Annotated in this window: 20 protein-coding genes; all 20 read right to left on the bottom strand. The window is 39.7% G+C overall.

The features are described 5' to 3' along the window. Positions 1-116: 116 nt before the first annotated feature. A complete protein-coding gene (locus FCJ93_RS09410) occupies positions 117-1,133 on the bottom strand; it encodes a UDP-N-acetylglucosamine 4,6-dehydratase family protein (protein ID WP_137743539.1) in 1,017 nt (338 codons plus the stop codon). A 22-nt stretch (positions 1,134-1,155) separates the two neighbouring features. After that, positions 1,156-1,743 (bottom strand): hypothetical protein, encoded by a 588-nt coding sequence (locus FCJ93_RS09405; RefSeq protein ID WP_137743538.1) that lies wholly within the window; start codon positions 1,741-1,743, stop codon positions 1,156-1,158. Between the two features lie 181 nt (positions 1,744-1,924). Next, positions 1,925-2,884 carry a flagellin N-terminal helical domain-containing protein gene (locus FCJ93_RS09400; RefSeq protein ID WP_137743537.1) on the bottom strand — a complete coding sequence of 320 codons (960 nt, stop codon included), beginning with the start codon at positions 2,882-2,884 and terminating at the stop codon, positions 1,925-1,927. Between the two features lie 151 nt (positions 2,885-3,035). Beyond that, on the bottom strand, positions 3,036-3,266 hold the full coding sequence (csrA, locus tag FCJ93_RS09395; RefSeq protein ID WP_137743536.1) for a carbon storage regulator CsrA: 231 nt from the start codon (positions 3,264-3,266) through the stop codon (positions 3,036-3,038). A 3-nt stretch (positions 3,267-3,269) separates the two neighbouring features. Further along, a complete protein-coding gene (gene fliW / locus FCJ93_RS09390) occupies positions 3,270-3,719 on the bottom strand; it encodes a flagellar assembly protein FliW (RefSeq protein WP_137743535.1) in 450 nt (149 codons plus the stop codon). 15 nt (positions 3,720-3,734) lie between these two features. Continuing rightward, positions 3,735-4,316, bottom strand: coding sequence for a DUF6470 family protein (locus FCJ93_RS09385; RefSeq protein ID WP_137743534.1), 582 nt, complete (start codon positions 4,314-4,316; stop codon positions 3,735-3,737). A gap of 234 nt (positions 4,317-4,550) precedes the next feature. After that, complete coding sequence (gene flgL, locus FCJ93_RS09380) at positions 4,551-5,756, bottom strand: flagellar hook-associated protein FlgL (protein WP_137743533.1); 1,206 nt, start codon at positions 5,754-5,756, stop codon at positions 4,551-4,553. 14 nt (positions 5,757-5,770) lie between these two features. Continuing rightward, positions 5,771-7,789, bottom strand: a complete 2,019-nt coding sequence (gene flgK, locus FCJ93_RS09375) for a flagellar hook-associated protein FlgK (protein WP_137743532.1) — start codon at positions 7,787-7,789, stop codon at positions 5,771-5,773. Positions 7,790-7,804: 15 nt separating this feature from the next. After that, on the bottom strand, positions 7,805-8,293 hold the full coding sequence (locus FCJ93_RS09370) for a flagellar protein FlgN (RefSeq protein ID WP_170211273.1): 489 nt from the start codon (positions 8,291-8,293) through the stop codon (positions 7,805-7,807). A gap of 11 nt (positions 8,294-8,304) precedes the next feature. After that, the gene (gene flgM, locus FCJ93_RS09365) at positions 8,305-8,568 is read right to left on the bottom strand and encodes a flagellar biosynthesis anti-sigma factor FlgM (RefSeq protein ID WP_137743530.1); all 264 of its coding nucleotides are present in this window, start codon (positions 8,566-8,568) and stop codon (positions 8,305-8,307) included. A gap of 395 nt (positions 8,569-8,963) precedes the next feature. Beyond that, complete coding sequence (locus tag FCJ93_RS09360) at positions 8,964-9,401, bottom strand: YaaR family protein (RefSeq protein WP_137743529.1); 438 nt, start codon at positions 9,399-9,401, stop codon at positions 8,964-8,966. Positions 9,402-9,542: 141 nt separating this feature from the next. Beyond that, a complete protein-coding gene (locus FCJ93_RS09355; RefSeq protein WP_137743528.1) occupies positions 9,543-10,961 on the bottom strand; it encodes a flagellin N-terminal helical domain-containing protein in 1,419 nt (472 codons plus the stop codon). 19 nt (positions 10,962-10,980) lie between these two features. Continuing rightward, positions 10,981-11,409, bottom strand: coding sequence for a flagellar export chaperone FliS (fliS, locus tag FCJ93_RS09350; RefSeq protein WP_137743527.1), 429 nt, complete (start codon positions 11,407-11,409; stop codon positions 10,981-10,983). Positions 11,410-11,467: 58 nt separating this feature from the next. Then, on the bottom strand, positions 11,468-11,767 hold the full coding sequence (locus tag FCJ93_RS09345; protein ID WP_137743579.1) for an EscU/YscU/HrcU family type III secretion system export apparatus switch protein: 300 nt from the start codon (positions 11,765-11,767) through the stop codon (positions 11,468-11,470). Continuing rightward, positions 11,767-15,135, bottom strand: a complete 3,369-nt coding sequence (locus tag FCJ93_RS09340) for a coiled-coil domain-containing protein (protein WP_137743526.1) — start codon at positions 15,133-15,135, stop codon at positions 11,767-11,769. Before FCJ93_RS09340 ends, FCJ93_RS09345 begins: the two co-directional genes overlap by 1 nt. 146 nt (positions 15,136-15,281) lie before the next feature. Next, positions 15,282-15,701, bottom strand: coding sequence for a TIGR03826 family flagellar region protein (locus FCJ93_RS09335; protein ID WP_137743525.1), 420 nt, complete (start codon positions 15,699-15,701; stop codon positions 15,282-15,284). A gap of 245 nt (positions 15,702-15,946) precedes the next feature. Continuing rightward, positions 15,947-16,654 (bottom strand): ComF family protein, encoded by a 708-nt coding sequence (locus FCJ93_RS09330; protein ID WP_137743524.1) that lies wholly within the window; start codon positions 16,652-16,654, stop codon positions 15,947-15,949. Then, complete coding sequence (locus tag FCJ93_RS09325) at positions 16,647-18,146, bottom strand: DEAD/DEAH box helicase (RefSeq protein WP_137743523.1); 1,500 nt, start codon at positions 18,144-18,146, stop codon at positions 16,647-16,649. Before FCJ93_RS09325 ends, FCJ93_RS09330 begins: the two co-directional genes overlap by 8 nt. Positions 18,147-18,378: 232 nt before the next feature. Further along, entirely contained in the window at positions 18,379-19,218 is an 840-nt protein-coding gene (locus tag FCJ93_RS09320) for a DegV family protein (RefSeq protein ID WP_137743522.1), read from the bottom strand. A 311-nt stretch (positions 19,219-19,529) separates the two neighbouring features. Next, positions 19,530-19,664: a sporulation histidine kinase inhibitor Sda gene (gene sda, locus FCJ93_RS09315; protein WP_095311898.1), complete on the bottom strand. Its 135-nt coding sequence runs from the start codon at positions 19,662-19,664 to the stop codon at positions 19,530-19,532. Between the last annotated feature and the right edge of the window lie 3 nt (positions 19,665-19,667).

Here is a 19,667-nt window from a genome sequence, read left to right as displayed (position 1 = left end):
AGACAGCTTTTATAAACGATAGGGCTTAATCTGTGTGAATAAGTGGTTTACTCGAAACCTATTATTTCGGACAATGTCCATTCCGTTCTTCTCCGGACAATCCCTCACATGAAGAACTATTGATTGTCCACGAGTCCTTCTTCTAAAATCCAGCTTCTTAATGTTTCTTTATCAATGGCAGCATCCTCTCTAACACGAGGAGGATTATGAATTGGATGGGCATCCTTGTACGAATGGCCCCCAACATAAGGTGCCTGAATAATATACATATTGCTCGTTTCTAAGCCCACTCTAACTTCATCTTCAGTCATTAATTCTTCAAACATTTTCTCGCCTGGACGAATACCGATTTGTTTGATTGCAACAGCTTTTGATAAGTTATACTTTTGAGTTACCTCTTCTATTAGAACATCAACAAGATCACATAATTTAATAATTGGCATCTTTAAGACAAACACTTCTCCGCCCTTAGCCATTTCATTTGCTTCAAGAATTAGATTTATTGCTTCGGTTGAGGTCATCATATATCTCAACATGTTGGCGTCCGTCACCGTTATTTTATTCTCTTTTAATATTTGTTTAATAAATAGGGGAATGACTGAACCTCTTGACCCCATGACATTCCCAAACCGTACTGAGCTAAATATAGTTTGCTTTGGTCCTTTTTGGTATTGTGCCGCCGATATTAATCTTTCAGCGGTTAACTTAGTTGCCCCATAAGTGTTTGTTGGGGCAATTGCCTTGTCGGTACTAGTAAAGAGAACCTTTTTAACATTTGTTGTCAATGCGGCCTGAATAACATTTTGCGTCCCTAACACATTTGTTTGAACCGCTTCGAAAGGATTATATTCACAAGCAGGAACTTGCTTCATTGCTGCTAAATGGAAAACATAATCAATATCCTCCATTGCCCTCAACAGTCGATTTTCATCGCGGACATCGCCGATTAAATATCTAATATTTTTATGTCTATGAAGCTCTTGTTGCATTTCAAACTGCTTATATTCATCCCTGCTAAAAATTCGGATTACTTTCGGGTTCTGTTCAAGCAATTTTTTTGTCAACCTGCGCCCGATAGTGCCCGTTCCACCTATTATTAAAATGTTTTTATTCTTATACATAGTTGTCCGCATTATCTTACCTACTTCATTGGATTTATTTCACTGCAAAATTTTTCTTAGTCTCGCCATTAATAATCTCAAATTGAGGTAAAATTTCATATTGAATAATGTCTGCTATCAGGATTGAATCTTTATTTTCTATTGCTTCCATTAAGTTCGGTAATTCCACCTCGAAAACAGCAATACTTTTTACAAATTTTCCCCAATTCACAATGGAATGTTTTATTTGATCAATTTTTTTCAATGATTGGTAAAGCCAATCTATCCCATCTAATAAATAAGTTAATGAGAGCCATGTATTTTCAGATGGAATTTGGTAAAATTCATTAACAAGCCTTTTGATTTCAGGAATTGCTCGACTAGTATAATCATCTAACGTAATCAGTACGTCATCAATAAGCTCTTGCACTGTTTTTACTATCGCCTCTATTTCTTTAACATCTTCTATTTTAGCTAGCATATATTCCTCATGATCCTCGTATACTTCTTGACCATCAATGATTAAATGGCTGAAAAACAAGTTCTTTTCAGAGATAATACTATTAATTTTTTCAATAATTTTTTCAGTTACATTTGTTTCGTTGTCAAACATGTATATTTGATCTAATATCGTTAATTTCATTATCGTTCCTCCGTCTAATTAGATACTTATAATATCGACATTTTTCAACAAATGTTAAGACGACTTGATAAGGGAATTATTGGTAGTTATCTTATTGAAAAAATTTAAGAATTTTTTAATTTAAAAAATGAAGCACAAAAAACCCCAGACGAAATTTCGCCCGGGGAATTCAAATAATTAATTATTGAAGTAATTGTAATACTGATTGAGGCTTTTGGTTTGCTTGAGCAAGCATTGCTTGGGAAGCTTGTCCTAAGATGTTTGCACGCGTCATTTCCATTACCTCTTTCGCCATATCTACATCGCGAATACGAGATTCAGCAGCAGATAGGTTTTCAGAAGAGTTATTTAAGTTAGAAATCGTGTGCTCTAAACGGTTTTGGTATGCACCAAGATTAGAACGTTGAGCAGATACAGCTTCAATAGCACTATTGATAACTTCAATTGCTGCCGCAGCATCTTCATGAGAAGCAACACTTAATGCTGCTCCTTGAGCAGTGCTATCTGTTCCGTTAGTAACTCCGCTTGCCGCCGCATAAACAGCTCCATCTACAGCTCCAGTTCCAACATTCAATCTTCCAGAAGCAAGAGATGCACCTTCAGCATGATTACCATTTGCAGTACCTTCAAGTCCTAGAGCTTTAGCACTCATATCATAAATTTTGATAGACATGCTTTGACCATTGTTAGCACCAACTTGGAAAGTAGCAGTAAAACCAGCACCACTTGTATTTAACATTTTTTGAGTGTTGAATTCAGTTGTGTTAGCAATACGGTTAATTTCTGAAGTTAACTCGTTGATTTCTTTTTGGATCTCATTACGGTCAACATCAACGTTTGTATCGTTCGCTGCTTGAGTAGCAAGCTCACGCATACGTTGTAGAATGTTTTGTGTTTCTTGTAATGCACCTTCAGCAGTTTGGATCATGGAAATACCGTCTTGAGAGTTGCGGCTCGCTTGATCTAAACCACGTACTTGCGCACGCATTTTTTCAGAAATTGCTAGACCTGCAGCATCGTCACCAGCACGGTTGATACGAAGACCTGAAGATAATTTTTCCATAGCTTTTGCACCAGCGTTGTTGTTAACACCCATTTGACGGTAAGTGTTTAACGCTGAAACGTTAGTGTTGATAATCATGTATAAGTTCCTCCTTGAAATGGTTTTATCCCACATCCATGTGGTTTTGTATGTTCAATCTAGTCATTTGGTCGGCCGCCCGAATGACTAGATTGGTTACAACCATTATATCGACATTTTTCTTAGGTTGTGAAGGGTTAATTTCATTTTTTTATTTATTTTTTAGTTGATCGGAGAATTTTGTCAAAAGATCCATTGTTGTGTCTATGGCCTGCGAGTTTTCTTCTTGAATTGCCAAATATACTTCTTTTCGATGAATTTCGACATTTTTGGGGGCGTTGATACCAATTTTAATTTGTTCACCATCAACAGAAAGAATTTTGATTTCGATGTCATCGCCGATTTGAATCGCTTGGTTAAGTTTCCTTGTAAGTACAAGCATTGTTTAGCCCTCCTTACCGGTTGCTGCTGCAGTTTGGACTAAAAGATGCTTCGTCGTGTAGGAGCTGTCACTAAGAATCACTTGCTTCCCTAATTTTTTCTTATTGTTGATCACTATAGGACCTTGCAGGTTCGCAGTTGTGTTTTGGAAGGGTTCCTGAACTGTAAGAATAACAAATGTTGCAACATCCTCTGCTTGCGCGATTTCCAGAGCTTCTACTACATGCTCCGGCAACTTTAGTTCATATCCTGGAAAAAACTCAAATGGACTCACGATCACAAATGCAAGACTTGGTGTTTGAATCGATTGTAATATAAAGAAAGGTCCATCATCTGCAAATGGTAATACGTAAAACTGTTTTTCTTCTAAAAAGCTAGGTATACCGCTATTAAAGTGAATGATATTCGCTTGATCAATTTCGATTTCACCATGATACTTCGTTGCAATTTTCATTTTTCGTCACCACTTCTAGATTTTTTGGTCGAGGGCGGCTCCCACCGCTCTTATTTGCATGGATGCCTTTTGTTTTAAGTAAATCTGCAGGTTTCCTGGGTTGTATTTAATGATAGGTTCATTCGGTTTAATATCAATATTGAAATTTCCTCTATGTACTTTTATCTCTATCGTTGATGGCTGATAGCTGAATTTCACCTTATCAGCCGAGGAGGGCATATACCCAATATTAAACTGCATTTGGTCAGGTTCACTGTTCTCCCGGGCAATCTCTGGAATGGCACTTTTGCGCTGACCTTCAATCCTCATGAGACGATTCCCTTCTACTGCATTCTCGGCAATGCTTTGAAGGGCCTTTTGTTTTGCCTTTGCTGCCCACTCTTTCACCACTCTTAGCGGATTCTTTAAGTTGGCATCAGCAAAAGCTTCCGTCTGGTCAATTTCCAATTTACTGTCCGTCTTCATGTATTCTACTTCCGGCTGCGGTTGATTCAGACTCATATCAGCTTTAGGCTGCCTTATTTCAATTGTTGATCGGCTCTTATTTAGACCTAAATAAGCGAGCTGACTATCAATTTCTAATCGAGGTAGCTTCATCGCTAGTCCTCCCTTAAGGATTTATAATTCTATTTTAGCTAAAGATGGTAACAATTAAAACCTTCGTTTTATTTTAAAAAAGCATTGCTATATGAGGCGATATTCATATTTGACTCATCTTTTCGCCTTTCAATTTAACTGAAAGGGGGGCGAAACCATGATTTCACACGAAATGAGCGAAAAATCATTGTATCAACAAAGCCCTTTAAAAAAAGCTACCCCCGAAGGAATAGCTTAGCGTAGAAAGTCCATTAATGTTGGCTGAATGATTCTGGCCCCAGCCGCAAGGGAAGCACGATGGATACTTTCTTGAATAGTTAGGTTAATGATGGCTTCTTCAAAATCCATGTCCTCATTAGTAGATATCGTATTTTTCGCAATTACTCTCTGATCAAGAAGGCGGCTGTCCACCATCTCAGCTCGATTGATTTGAGCCCCTAGCTCTGCTCGTGTTGAAACAATATTATTAAGATAGCTATCAATCGAGTCAAGTGCTTTTGTAATTTCTTCACCTGTGGTTTCTGGGTCTGTTAACATCTTTTTAATGGATTCTAAGCCACTAAACATCTCTATAGAAAATACATCTTGTGAATTAACGTTAATTGGAATTTTAACACCCTTCATGACCTCAATTTCAACTTTTTGCGTGTTGGAGGAAATCGCTCCTATGTTGGAAACAACGAGATCATTTACTTCTAAATCTCTGGTGCTTCCAATCACCGCACCATTGAGACCCTCTTGCTCTTCTAGTTGAAACTGTTTAATCGATGGTGGTGTTGTAGATGTATCAATCGAAATCGTGGCTGGCGGGCCCGTTTCTTCGATCTCATTTCCATTAGCATCAATCGTTTTATACTTAATGTCAGGCTGAACCGTAAATGTTGTCACATCACCGTTCGTAGAATCATATTTATACGTTTTTCCCTTGTAGCTAATCACATAATCATCCACATTGGCAAGATCGCTCGCAAATTTAGTAAAATCGACATTAAATTGGTTTTCATTAATAGGACTTGAGACTGTATCCGTTCCGTTGAAAATGTAATTTTCCCCAATCTTTGTATTCGCTAGCGCGACAATATGCGCTTGCAAGCTACTAATCTCTTTTTCAATATTTTTACGCGCCTCTTCCTCATAGCTATCGTTAGAAGCTTGTACAACCAGTTCACGTATTCTTTGCAAAACTAAGTTTGTTTCATCAAGAGCTGAATCCGCATTATCCATCCAGTTAAAGCCTTCATTTAAATTACGGCGGAACTGGTCAACTTCAACCAAATCAGTTCGATAACGCATCCCTTTCATCGCAATAACAGGATCATCCGATGGTCTCGTAATCTTCTTTCCTGTTATAAGCTGATCCTGCAGCCTGGCTAATTGATTATAGTTTTGACTAATATATTTCAGATTACTGTTTGAAAGCATTGATTGAGTAACACGCATATTCATTCACCTACCTATCTTCCAACTATGCCCATGCCGTTAATCACCTTATCAAGTAATTCATCAATAAGGGTCACCTGTCTTGCTGCCGCATTATAAGCATGCTGATATTGAATCATATTTACCATTTCTTCATCTAAAGAAACACTGCTCTCTGACATGCGTCTTTGTTCAACTGAACCTTTTAATGTTAGTGCGGTTATCGCCATTCGATTTGCTTCAGACGCATTATCGCCAAGCTTTCCAATCATTCCTTGATAAAATGATTGGACATTTGTGAGATTGCCTCCAAAATCAATTAGAGCGTCCTTCACATTTGCCAATGCTAGTGCATTCGAGCCATTTCCAATAAATGCCTCATCTGTAGATTTAACTCCTTCAGCTTTGAAGGTTAAAGACCATGTATCCCCATCCGTTAATGAAGATAATGAGCTTGTATCAAAGTTGATTCCGAATAATTTCACCGTTTTATCCGATGTAGAATGTGTTGCAGTAAACGTATTGCCATCCGCATCAACGGCTGTAAAAGTATAATTCCAAATACTTGGGTCTACATCTGAATCGTATTCGACCTTCACATTTATATTATCAAGTCCTGCTGGCCATGTAACAGTTGCTCCGGTTGAGTCTGTAATTGTTAAAAGGGAGCTATCAGCCGAATCATAAATTCCAGTAAAAGAAGGGTTCCCTACTGCTTTATTATTAGCATTTTCCCTTTTCATCGCACCAGCTATCACATTTCCCTCTGCAGCCGCTGCAATATTTTTTACATCATCAATGATATGGCTCGCAACAGCAATTCTGGAGGCTGCTCCCTTCACAGAAGTGCCAATTGCAAAGAAATCCCCAAACGTATCATTCTGTGCACCATTTTCAATTTCATTCAAGCTCCAGCCTGAACCGTGAACAAGATTGAAATGGGTAGCAAATGTATAAGCCATTTGATCGAGGTCTGCGAGCATATCATTGTATTTTCCCTTTACTTCATCTCCTATTTTATAGCCAAAGCCTTCGATATAGCCTTTTAATGCGCCGTTTGATTTAAACGCATTAAAATCCTCTAAAATATAGCGGGGATTTGTTGACTGATCGGCAACTGTGTTGTTGGCCATTCCGGCAAATCCGCTATCGTTTTCATTTAATTGGAAAAACTTGATTTGGGTCATCGGACTATCAATCTCTGAACGATTTTCAAATTGAATATGGATGCCAGTGGCAATCCCCATTGTTGCATCTACAAGTTTAATAGGTTTCCCATTAGAATCCTTTAAAATATCCCCTTCTGGTGTTGCTAAATAGACATCCAATTTGCCTTCCGCATTAGCAGATGCTAGACCTCCACTTGATTTCGAATCAACCCTGATATTCATATAAGTTGATAATTCATCAAGCAAGCGATCGCGCTCATCGTATAAGTCATTCGGCAAATAGCCATGAGGTTCAATCGAACCAATTTCTTTATTGATGGCATTAATTTGTCTTAAAATCGAATTAATGGAATCTTGAGACGTTTCAATCTCTTTGCGATAATCTGCTTGTATCGTCTTCAAGGAATTAGCCATGTAGTTAAATGTGTCCGCAAGGGTGATTCCCCGCTCACGCACGACTCTTCGCGCACCGTCGTTCTGTGGCTGCACAGCTAAATCCTGAAGAGCATTCCAAAATTGATTCATCGTATTGGCAAGACCGATATCAGAAGGTTCATTCATAATATTTTCCATTTGGCTCAACATTTCGACTTTAGATTGCCAATACCCTAGTTTGCTACTTTCTGTACGAAATTGCATATCGGTAAAACTATCACGAATTCTCGTAATATCTCCCGCCTTCACACCTGTTCCGAGCTGACCTGGAATTTGTGGCCTGTTTAATGATGGAGAAGGGTAAGGTAGGGTCGTTTGCATGTTTACGCGCTGTCTTGTGTAGCCAGGTGTATTCGCATTTGAAATATTATGTCCTGTCGTATAAAGAGCCGATTGTTGTGTCGCAAGTGCCCTCTTCGCAGTTTCTAATCCAAAAAAGGTTGAAGTCATAATAAATATCCTCCATTAAGCGTTGGAATCAAAAATGGACCGTTTCGGATGAGGCGATTCTTGGTTCACCTCAGGACGGTTATAATTAAAAGAATCGATATCCGGCTGCAATAGTTCCAAATTCATCTGAACAAATTGCAAGGATTGTTCTAGTAAATCTTGATTCAATAAATTTTGTTGACGCAAAGCCTCAATTTGAGTTTCAAGCTTCGTTTTTTCTGTCACAAATGACGTTTTATCCTCTACTAACTCGATTACTTTAGATAAGCTAGGAGAATCGGGGAATGCCCCATTTTTTTCTAAAAAAGTTTGTGTTTCTTGTACGAGTTTGCCCTCTGTTTGGCGAATCTGTTTAATATAGAGATTTTCTTTTTTGAGGAGTGATTGCAGACCGTCTAAATCTCCCTTTTTAACAATCTCTGTTTTTTGAAGGGCTATCGTGTGCAAACCTTCATGTAAACTGGTTAATTCCTTTACAGATTCAAGTATTGTTTTCGCAGGCAATGGATTCACTCCTATTTCAAGTCATCCCAATAAGAATACATTTTTTCGGCCACTTTCTTTGCATTCAGCTCGTATTGGCCAGATTGAACTTCCCTTTTAAGCGCATCTACTTTTTCTTGTCTTTCAAGCTCGATATTGCCAATCTTTTGGAGCTTGATTGCCTCTGATGAAATTTCAATTTTGTCTTTCGACTTTGCTTTTTGTGTTTGCTCCAATTTTTCCACTTGCTTGTTATACGGATTAACATTTATATTGCGCAAATGATTGATTTTCATTTTTTTCTCACCTCTTACATACACAGTTCCGTTACTAAGTTTATCATCTATACTATATATCGGCAGCATTTCTAGTTTGTAAAGACCTTATTTAATAAAAAGGCTGCGTGAAACATTATTTATTACTAAAACGATTTTTGCCTCATTTCGTGTGAAACCTTGGTTTCACACGCCTTTCAGTTATAATGAAAGGTTCTCTGATTCCATGAAACGATAGGAGAAAGCGAGATTTCTCCTATCGTTTCATGGAATCAGAAAGAAAATGAGTCAAAAATCAACACCGACAACATCCAACAAAGCTAATAAAAAAGCTATGTGAACAGTATTGTTGCCCAAGCGACTTTAAATCATTTTTAACGTTGATGAGTTCTCGGCACAAAACCCTTAATAAAAAATCATGTATATATATTGATTAAAAGTCCTTGAATTTCCCCTACTTGCTTTAAAATATCAAGTCCATTCTTTTCTTTGTTTAACACATCGTTTGCAAGGTCTATTAGCTTTTTGTCTACTTCCTTTACAATTTTGTAAATCTTTGTGCGTCCCCTGCGATTAAAGCCTCTTTGTTCTTCGAGCTGAAGCCCATTTTGTACCGCTTCTTCCATAAACTCTTTGACCATTTTTTTATATTTACGCAAGTCATCAACCGTGCGGTTCTCTGCAAGAGTCTTCCCTTGTTCCTCAATTTCTTCAACCATTTTAGTTAACTTGTCGTATACTGTTTGTTGACGTCCCTTTGCCATCACTTCCTGAAAGGATACGCTTTCAGCGGGTACGTTATTTTTTGCCTTCACTCGATCAAGACCGGCTTTATTTACTTTTTGGATCTCCATTGATTAATCCATCCTTTTAATTGTGTTGATAGCAATATTTTATCATAACGATTCACTCGATCGAAAAATCTTCTTATCGCATCGCTGTCATAAAAAAGAGAGGAAAGACCTTTACAGATAGCCTTACCTCTCTTGTGAAATTTATCCTTGTAGTAATTGAAGAACACCTTGTGGCAATTGATTTGCTTGAGCAAGCATCGCTTGTGCAGACTGATTAAGGATATTATTTCTAGTGAACTCAGTCATTTCAAGAGCCATATCAGCATCGCGGATACGTGACTCAGCAGATGTTAAGTTTTCATGTGTTACTTGCAGGTTATTAATCGTATGCTCCAAACGGTTTTGCGTCGCACCAAGCTTAGAACGAGTAGATGAAATTTGATTGATCGCTTTTTCAAGCTTGAAAATGGCTTCGTTAGCCGATTTATGATCAAGCACGTTAATTTCGTCAATACCAAGCTTGACAGTGCTTAACTGTGGAACATCAATCATGACGTTTTGGTTTGTGTTAGCACCGATTTGGAAAGCCAATGCTTTGTTCGTTAACGTAAACTGCGTTACGCCTTCAGCCATTTGACTGTCAAATTTAAGTTCCATTCCACCGTGTTTAATAACACCATTTGATGTTGTGATTGTTTTATCAAATGTAATATCCTCGTAGTCTGCACCATCCTTCTTTTGGATCGATACAGTCGCATTATATTCAATTTTTATCTTTGCTGTTCCAGCCTTTGTGATTTTTGATGTGTCAATTTCAATTTGTTTACCTGGTTCTCCGATTGCAATAACACCAGCATTTCCTGAATTCCCAATTTCCGCCGCTTTCGAGCCGATAGAGAACCCGTCTGGATCAAAGACTTCAATCGTCGCACTCATTGTACCGCCTTCAGTAGCATAGTTCGTGACAACAATTGAATATTCACCTAATTTTAAATCTTGTGCTTGGAAATCTGCCAATTCACTACTTATTACAGAGGCATCCTGCACTCCTGCCTCAGGTTGAGTTAATTTTAAATTTAAGGCGATGGAACCAGAAGCCACAGTAACTTGATAGTCACCTGTTTTCATTGAAGCATTCGTTACAACAGGCACATCAACTAAACCAGTCTCATTCGTAAGTGCAAATTGAGTGTCGGCAGCACTTGAACCGTCAAGTAATTTACGAGTGTTGAATTCAGTTTTCGATGCGATGCTGTCGATTTCCAATCGCAATTGGTCGATTTCTTTTTGGATTTGCTCGCGATCTTCAGTCGTGTTTGTATCGTTTGCCGCTTGTACAGCAAGCTCACGCATACGTTGTAGCATGGAGTGAACTTCTGTCATCGCTCCTTCAGCTGTTTGCATGAGGGAGATTCCATCAAGCGAGTTTCTTTCCGCCTGCTTTAAGCCGCGGATTTGTGAACGCATTTTTTCTGAAATCGCAAGTCCTGCAGCATCGTCAGCAGCGCGATTAATACGTAATCCAGAAGATAGTCTTTCAAGGTTTTTAGAAGTTGCCGCTTGGTTTTGATATAAGTTGCGGTAAGCATTTAAAGCTTGAATATTATTATTGATTTTCATTTTTTATGCTCCTTTTATTTTAATATTCTTCAGTTAAAACACTTTTTTCATAAGCAGAAGCTTTCTTTCGAATGCCTGCTGCTGGGTCAGCTGTTTTATTTTTCATTGCCTGATTCCAGGCAGCTGAGATTTCTTCCAATGAATGAAGAACTTCTTTAATAATCTTGACATCTTTATTTAAATTCGCTTCAACAATCTTATCTGCCATATAGTTATAAAGTACATCTAATTGGTCAGCGATGATGCCAGCATCATAATTGAGTCCAGCACCAAGACGTTGAAGGATATCATTCGCGTTTTGGAGCTTTCGATTCGCTAAGACATAATCTTTGCTATTAATAAAATCAATGGCTTCTTCTAAGTTTGTCATACACCCTTCGTATAAGAGCGCGGTTATTTCCTGTGGTGATTTTTGGTGAATAGCTGATTCTGTAAAGATTTCAGTCACCTGTTGTACACCTCCAATTGGTTATCTAACTTATTTATCGGAAAAAGTCGAAAAGTGTTTAATAATTTTTTTCCATTTCCTCGATTAATAGTAAAATTTCGGCCATGACTGAATATAATTGCGGGGGAACATTGTCCCCCAAGTCCATATCCAATAAATTGGCCACTAATGTTGAATCCTCTTGCATATGAACATGATTCCTTTTGGCCAGTTCAATAATTTGCTGCGCAACCTGCCCCTTTCCTTGTGCAACAATGGTCGGTGCCTGATTAGAACCCTCGTCATATTTAATAACAGCAGCAGAAGGGCCATTCATTTCTTTGCGTCTTTTTTGATTATAGAAAGCAGACGATACCATCATATTCTAAAATCCATTCCCTTCTCTGTAAAAATAGGTTTTTGCGGTTTTTGTTCAATCGTTTGATCAGGTTGACTTTGAGTTTTAATCGGTGTCATTCTCGTGAAATGAAGGGCATTGACGTTGTAGCCAATTTCATTTAGCTTATCCTTTGCCATATTCGCTAACGGCTCCATTTTTTCTTTAAAACCTGGTTTATCATTTTTAATGGTAATCGTTAAATTCCGTTCGGTCGCCGAAAGCATGATTCCGACATCACCTAGCTTCTTCGTTTCGATAAGGAAATAGAGATTGCAGTTTTCCCAATCGACCTGCTGGCCTTCGTTTTTAGAGTTGACAAAGACCTGTAAGTTTTCCGGCTTTCCTCCAAGCAGCAACGGCAGGTTAAAGAGCATGTTTTGCATCGTACCAGGCGAATCTGCCTTACTTAATAACTGCTGGCCTGTCAAATTGTTCAGTGCTTGTTCCGCTTGCTGGGCCACACGAGGGTTAGCTTCTTCTTGCTGAAGTTTCATTAAAGCAGCCTTCATATTATTTTGCTGCTCCTGCTGGTTGTGCTCGCCATTTTTAAACACAAGCGAGTTTGCTAAATCACTATCATGGTTTAGCCCAAGCGAGCGAACCATTTCGAACATTTGCCTTCCTGACGGCTCCTGTAAAGAGAAGCCTCTTGCTCCTGCCTCTAAAGGGGCATGGCGATTGTCCATCGCAAGGCTTTCCTTGCTGACAAAATGCATGATCTTTTGTTCTGAAGGCTTGAAATTTAATTTATCAATCAATTCTTTCACTTGTCCGACAATTTTCGAAGCTTCAGAGAAATTGCCTTTTGCTAAAAGTTTTTTCGCATCAGCTAATTGGGAGCTTGCTTGTAAAAGCTGCCTTTCTGTTTTCATGTCCGTAAATAACATTAAATCACTTTTTAAAATCGCATTATCCAGTTTGCTAATAGCAGTCTCCAGCATTTTGCTCGCTTGCGGCTGTGCGCTTCCTTTAAAAGTGTCAATCGTGCGCTGGACACTATCTAAATTTCTCGTAATCTCTCTTTTTAAATCCCTGAATTCATGCGTCGCTTCGGCGAGCTTTTGTGTAACCCTTGTAACTAAAATATCTTTAGATTGAACTTGCATGGATTGAAGAAGCTCATTGACGTCATATTGGCTGTTCATCCCTTGCGTTGGCTCCACTTTCGGTTCTGACAGAGAAAGGGACTTCTGGATTTGGGTTAATTCATTGGCTACATGCTGCCTTGAGGCAATTTCCCGCCCTCGATCATTCAATTGTTGTGCCCGTTCTAGCGCCTCTTCAATTTTTGCGATATTTTTGACATCTATATTTGGATTGCTAGATATTTCTTTTCTGACTAGATTCAAAGCCTTGTCCACATCCGGTTCATTGTGGAATTGCTTTAAAGCCTGCTGCACGGTTTCGCTTGGCAGCTTCGGTATTAGCACGGGCTTCATTTCTCCACCGCTCTGCGATTCAGTTTGTTGAATATTCTGATTTGCTTGCTGGCCAGCTTGAGCGGTTTGCGGCTGCGACTTTAAAGCATTTGCCTCTAATTGCAGCAATAGCTTCGTTAACCGTTCACGCCCCGCCTCGCTAAGCTGGTCTGCTTGATTCAACGCCTTTTCGATATTTCTGGCAATATCCGGATCAATGCTTGGAGATTTTAGCACCTGTTCCTGAAGGACCTTTTTTACATCTTGACCCGCTTGAAGCTGCTCACGTACTTGCTTAATCGTTTCCTTTAATTCAACGGTTTGAGAAGCGGCCCCTTGCTGTGTCTGCACCGTTTTTGCATTAGAAGAATGGTTGAGCTGTGATTCCATGCGGCGGGAATCTGGTTGCACAGTTTCCTGAGAACCTTGCCTTACCGGTGCCGGTGCCTCACTTCGCTGCCCTTCTCTTGATACTGATTCCGCTTCAGCACTGCTCAGCGCTTGAACAATTCGCTCTCTTCCTGCCGACTCCTGACCTGACCTTTGCAGCTGGCTTGCTTCCTGCAAAGCACGCTCGACCTTTTGCGCTATTTCACGATCGATTTTCGGATTTTGGACTACCTGTTCACGCACTTGCTCAATCGCTCTTTGCAGGCGCGGTTCCTGTTGCACCGTTTCTCGTGCTTGGCGAATGACTTCAGAAGGTTTTAAATCAATGGCGTCATGTTCCACGCTTGCCAATGCGGAGCTGAGCACTTCCTTCCCTGTCGTAATCCGCCCCTGCTGCATTAACGCTGTAGCCTCCGTAATTGCTTTGGCAATTCTTCCTGAAGCATCTGCCGAAAGATTGCGATTGTTTAACAATTCCGTTTGAACTTTTTCAATTGATTTTTGCAAATTCGGATTGGAGCTGACTTGATTTCGCAGCTCTCTAACAACTTCACTTAAACTAGCATTTGAAACAGGTCGGCTTTGTTCAGCCCTATTATCCACTGCAACCGCTTTTGGAGCGACCATTTCAGCTTCAGAACGATTTAAAGTCTGAACTAAACGATCCTTGCCGATAGATTGGAGTTTTTCCGCATCAGAAATGACCTTGTTAATCTCATTAACAATCTCTCTATCTATTTTTGCGTTATTGGCAATCACCGTTTTTACAGCCTGAATTGCTTTTTGCGGATCTGCCTCTTTTTCTAAAATAGAGCGAATTTGGCTGACAACCTCTCGAACTGCCGTTTGATTATAGGCTTTTTCGTTGGAAAGAGGGGCTTTGACCACGCTCTCTGCTGCCTTAGCTGTTATGGCTCCTTCTTTCACATTGGAAAAAACAGCCTGTTCTCTTTTACCAGAAGTATCAAGATTCAGTTCCTTTGCCAGATTTGTCAGCACTTCATTTAATGGCTTTCCGTGCAGCGCTTCATGGATAGATCGGAGATGCGTTTGAGTAACCTCCAAGCCCTTATTCACTAGTGCTCTGACTGTATCACTTTTTGTTTCAAACGAGCCTTGCCCTTTTTCAAAAAATGTCTTCAGCTCAGAAACTACTTCTTTTGATAGCGGATATCCCTTATCTAACAATAATCTCGCTGCTTCTCTTAACTCCGGGGCATCCTTTGAAGTTAATCCTACCTTTTGCAATACTGCAGAAAGTTCTGGCGCCTTCAAGTTCAATGATTTAGCTGTCTCACTTTGAATCGCCTTCACATTCAGCTTATCTTCTTGATGACTGGTGACTTGAACCGTTGCTCGCTCTCCAGCTGGTACCTTCCCTTCAAATTCAGCGACAAATTCCTTCCCTCTTATTTGCAGAACAGCTTCTTTATCTGAAATTCGTTGTTTAATTTGCGCAGAGTAAATTTCATCATTTTTAACATCAAATGAAAGATCCATACTTGCTGTATTAGTCAGCCCTTGATTGGTGATTTGCATTTATGCCACTCCCCGTACAAACTTCTAATTCTAATATCGGTTAAGTTGCAGACATATTAATTGGAATGTTTTGTTTACACTACTATTTTTTTGAGTGGCTAGCTTTTTACAGATCAAAAAACCCGCATGCATCAGCATACGGATTCTCATTTCTTTTCATCTAAAGTAAAATAAGTTATTTGTTTTTCTCGTTTTTCTAATTCTTTTTTACGTTCTTCTTCCATATTATGAAGATCCAATTCTTTTTTCAACGTCTCTGTACACGCGTTACAAAGCTTGCCCTTTTGAATCAATTTCCCACATCTGTCACATGGGTAGCCAAGATTCGGAAATTGTGCCAGTTTTAAACGCCCTGTTTTGATGAATTTGAGAATTAGCGCTTCTTCCACCCCTGTGCCTTCTTCAACCTGATGCATCGTGGCCATGCGATTTTCTCGTTTACGAATAAACTGATACACCTTCTCATATGCCGCTTCTTCCTCCTGCCAGCAAGCTTGGCAAATATCACGAAATTTATTTTTAACAAAGATTTCTCCGCATTTTGGACAGTTCGCTAATTGATCCATTTTTTGCTCCCCCTAAAAAGTTTACATCCTTTTGCTACCATTATAGCGTGAAGATCTGTGGAAGAATATGAAAAATTAGAGACATTTGATGGAAATCGTCGAATACTGGCACTGAGCTGCTTGTTCTCGACTAAAATTTCTCTGCTTTTGTGGGCGATATCGGTCTTAAATGAAATATATCGGTCTTTGTTTCATTTTATCGGTCCTTATCAAAATATATCGCTCTTTCGCAACAAAGAGCAACTCTAACTCCGGGCCAAGGTCAGTGCAAACACATAGTCCGCTCCTGCCTTCCTAAGGAGCTTCGCAGCATGCCTTAATGTTGAGCCGGTCGTGTAAATGTCGTCGATGAGGAGAATCCGTTTGCCACTTATCACGAACGAATCAGTTAGCTGAAAAATTTGCGAGAGGTGAATCCTGTCTTCACGCGACTTTTTCGATTGCTTTTCACCATGGGTTCTTTGCAGTAAATGGGTTGAATGGAGGCCGGCTTCGCGCAGGAGGGCTTCTGCTTGATTAAAACCGCGCTCGAATTGGCGCTCTGTGCTCAATGGAATCGGAACAAGATAATCAGCATGCAGCATACGAATGGAGGTTTTAAGCTTTTGAGCAAACACTTTAGCTAATAGATAATCGCCCCGGAATTTATACTGACTAATGATTTCCTTTAAGAAATCATTATATAAATAGATGGAGAGATTTCCTGCTAAATATCCCTGCCATTCTGAATCGTTCTCCCAGCGAACACAGTCGGAACAACGAGTGCCCACTACATATTGAGCATCTATTCTCTCTAAAGGGCGGCTGCAGATATCACATCTTTTCCCCGTTATTTCCTCCAATTGCTCCTGACAAGAGGGGCAAACTAATTCCTCTTCTCTTTTCGAAAAAAAGGTTGACCAACTAATATGCTCAATCAATTCTTCATGACAAAAAAGGCAATATTCACTCAATGTCGATCATCCCTTTCTTTGCCGCTTCCGCATTCATATTTTGAATCTGCTTTCTTGCTTGAAGCATCGCTTCTGTACGTCCAAAATGAAAAAAAGTTATATTGCCAGTAGGATATTGTGCACTCCTCCCAACACGTCCGGCAATTTGTACGAGAGCACTAGCTGTGAAAATTTGCTCCTCTGAACCGAGAACAGCTACATCCAGATTGGGAAAAGTCACCCCCCTTTCTAAAATTGTCGTGGTGACGAGAATGGGAATGTCTTTTTGCCGCATAGATTGAACCTTTGCTTTGCGCTCAGGATCTGCCGCATGCACTGCCTCAATTCGCGAATCAAGCTTCTGTAAAATCGCCAAAAGCTTTGGGATTAACTCAATTTTCGGAATAAAAAGGAGAGCCTGTTTTTCCATATCTAAACGAATTTTTAACCATTTCATTACATTAGGCGGAAGCTTATTCTGCTTCAGCTTCTTGTCCCAATTCCCGCACCACTTAAGTTCTGGAACTGGTAAAGGCTTACGATGATAACGGGCCGGAATTGTCACAAAATTCCTTTTTCCTTGACGACAATCCTTTTGCCATTGTTGATTGGGAGTTGCAGAGAGATAAATCATTGAGGACCTTTCTTTTCGAGCATTTTGGACGGCATATTGTAAAGTTTCATCCATCGAATAGGGAAATGCGTCTACTTCATCCACAATGACAACATCAAAAGCCTGATAAAAACGAAAAAGCTGATGAGTGGTTGAAATCGTTAAGGGGGAATATTTGTGGCGGTCTGGTGAGCCTGCATATAAAGAGGCAACATCTATCTGGGGAAATACCGCCTGAAGGCGCGGGGTTAATTCCTGAACGACATCGGTGCGTGGGGTTGCGATACAAACTCTTTTCTGAAGCGATAATGCATAGCGAATCCCTTCAAACAGCAGCTCAGTTTTTCCTGCTCCACAAACGGCCCAAACTAATAGGTCATCATTTGTAGAAATGGCTTTCACCACTTCGTCTGAGGCAACTTGCTGTCCGAACGAAAGCGTTCCATTCCAAACCAAGTTGGCAGTTTCCCTCGCGCTTTGACACTCAGAGTCACTCCAGCTATAGAGAGGTGTACACGTACTGACTCTGCCCATCATAATGCATTTCCGACAATAAGTGCACAGCTCCCGACACCTTGAGCATGGAAAGCTGGAAAATAAATGGGGTTTTTGATTACCACACCTCTGACAGCGGGGAGTTCCTTTTTCAAAAACAATTCCTTTTCGCAAAGTAATATATCCCTGTTCATAATGTTGATGGATTTCATCTAAAGTATGGGGGATTTCATCAAGGAGTAGTTGTTTTCCAATGAGTCTTTTTCGTACGTCATTACAATACTGAAAATGCAGGTTTCGAGAAGGTTGGGGAATTTCGCCGATTTTGGCGATCGTTTGCGTGGTTTGAGGTTCTGAAAGCAATGGCTCTGGAACAAGCTTTTTGTCAAAAATGGCAAATCGCATGAAAACACCTCTCTATATTGGATTGATTTGGCTGTTTTCCGGAATTGGTGGTCGTTTTTCCGGAATCACTGCTGCTTTTTCCGGAATTATTGTCAGTTTTTCCGGAATTCAAACAAACGAACTATATTTCACAAATGCACCACACTCGCGCTTTCCTATAAATAGCAAACGCCATTCAATATTCATATGAATGGCGTTTGTTCAAACAATTGATCACTTGCAGTTGACCTGCTTATTTTTTCACCCAGCCGAGTCCCATCGAACCTTCGCCAAGATGAGTACCAATGACCGGTCCAAAATAACTGAGAAAGAACTCAACATTTGGTAGCTTCGCTTCTAGTTCGGCCTTCCATTCATTTGCCTCATCCTCACGTTTAGCGTGGATGATGACTGCTTTGTATTCAGCTCCACTTTTCGCATCTTCTTCAAGAAGTTCGACCATTCGCTTCATCGCTCGCTTCCGAGTACGAATCTTTTCGAATGGGACGATCAACTTATTTTCAAAATGCAGAAGCGGTTTAACCTGCAACAAGCTGCCAATGATCGCCTGAGCGCTTGAAAGACGTCCCCCACGCTGTAAATGGCTAAGATCATCAACCATAAAATAAGCGCGGATTGATTGCTTCATTTCCTCTAGCCGTGCGAGGATTTCCTTATAGCTTTTACCAGCTTTGGCCATTTCAGCAGCTTCAATGACGTAGAAACCTTGAACCATGCAACTGATTTCAGAATCAAAAGCATGGACATCAATTCCTTCTACCATTTCTCCTGCCGATACTGCTCCTTGGAATGTTCCACTAATTCCGCTGGAAAGATGAATGCTTATCACAGTATCGTAGTCCTTTGCCAGCTGTTCAAATAGCGTAACAAATTCCCCGATCGCAGGCTGGGATGTTGTAGGAAGTTCTTTTGTTTTTACTTCTTCATAAAAGTCATCTGTTTGAATCTCAATCTCTTCTTTATACGTTTCGTTTCCGAAATTTACACTCAAGGGAATCATATGGATATTTAGCTGTTCGCGCAATTCCTTCGGGATGTACGCAGTACTATCCGTTACAACTGCCGTTTTCATAAATGGGATACCATCCTTATTCATTTTGTCCCAGGCTTTTTCGCATAGATAGTTGTAAAGCTACTTCCTAATTTACTTTTTTGAGAAAAACACAGTATGGAAATGTTAAGCTGATAAGCCGAATTTGTTTTGAACTCTACGAAGCTTAGGCGGCCCGCACACTTCTGGATGGGATTAGGAGGTAAAAACAATTATCTAGTAGAAAAAGAACCTGCTTCTTACTATACGTTTAGTATCCATTTTATATGAAAACGAATGAAATTGCATTAATTTAAATAATCCCTTTACGAGGAAAGACAAAAAGCCTGCTATTAGCTTATCTCTATTCCCCTGTTTTTTAATTCAATATTTAGTAGTTCGATAAAATCCTTCTCTAAATTTTTCTCGATTGCTTTGTAGAAAACCATTTTTAATTGATAATCTGAGAGTATTCGTAAAGAAGTCATGCT

It is taken from the genome of Robertmurraya siralis, from assembly GCF_005502275.1.
GTDB classification, from domain to species: Bacteria; Bacillota; Bacilli; order Bacillales; family Cytobacillaceae; genus Robertmurraya; species Robertmurraya siralis.
The sequence above is the reverse complement of the archived record's forward strand: the minus strand, read 5'-3'. Positions and strand labels throughout refer to the sequence as shown.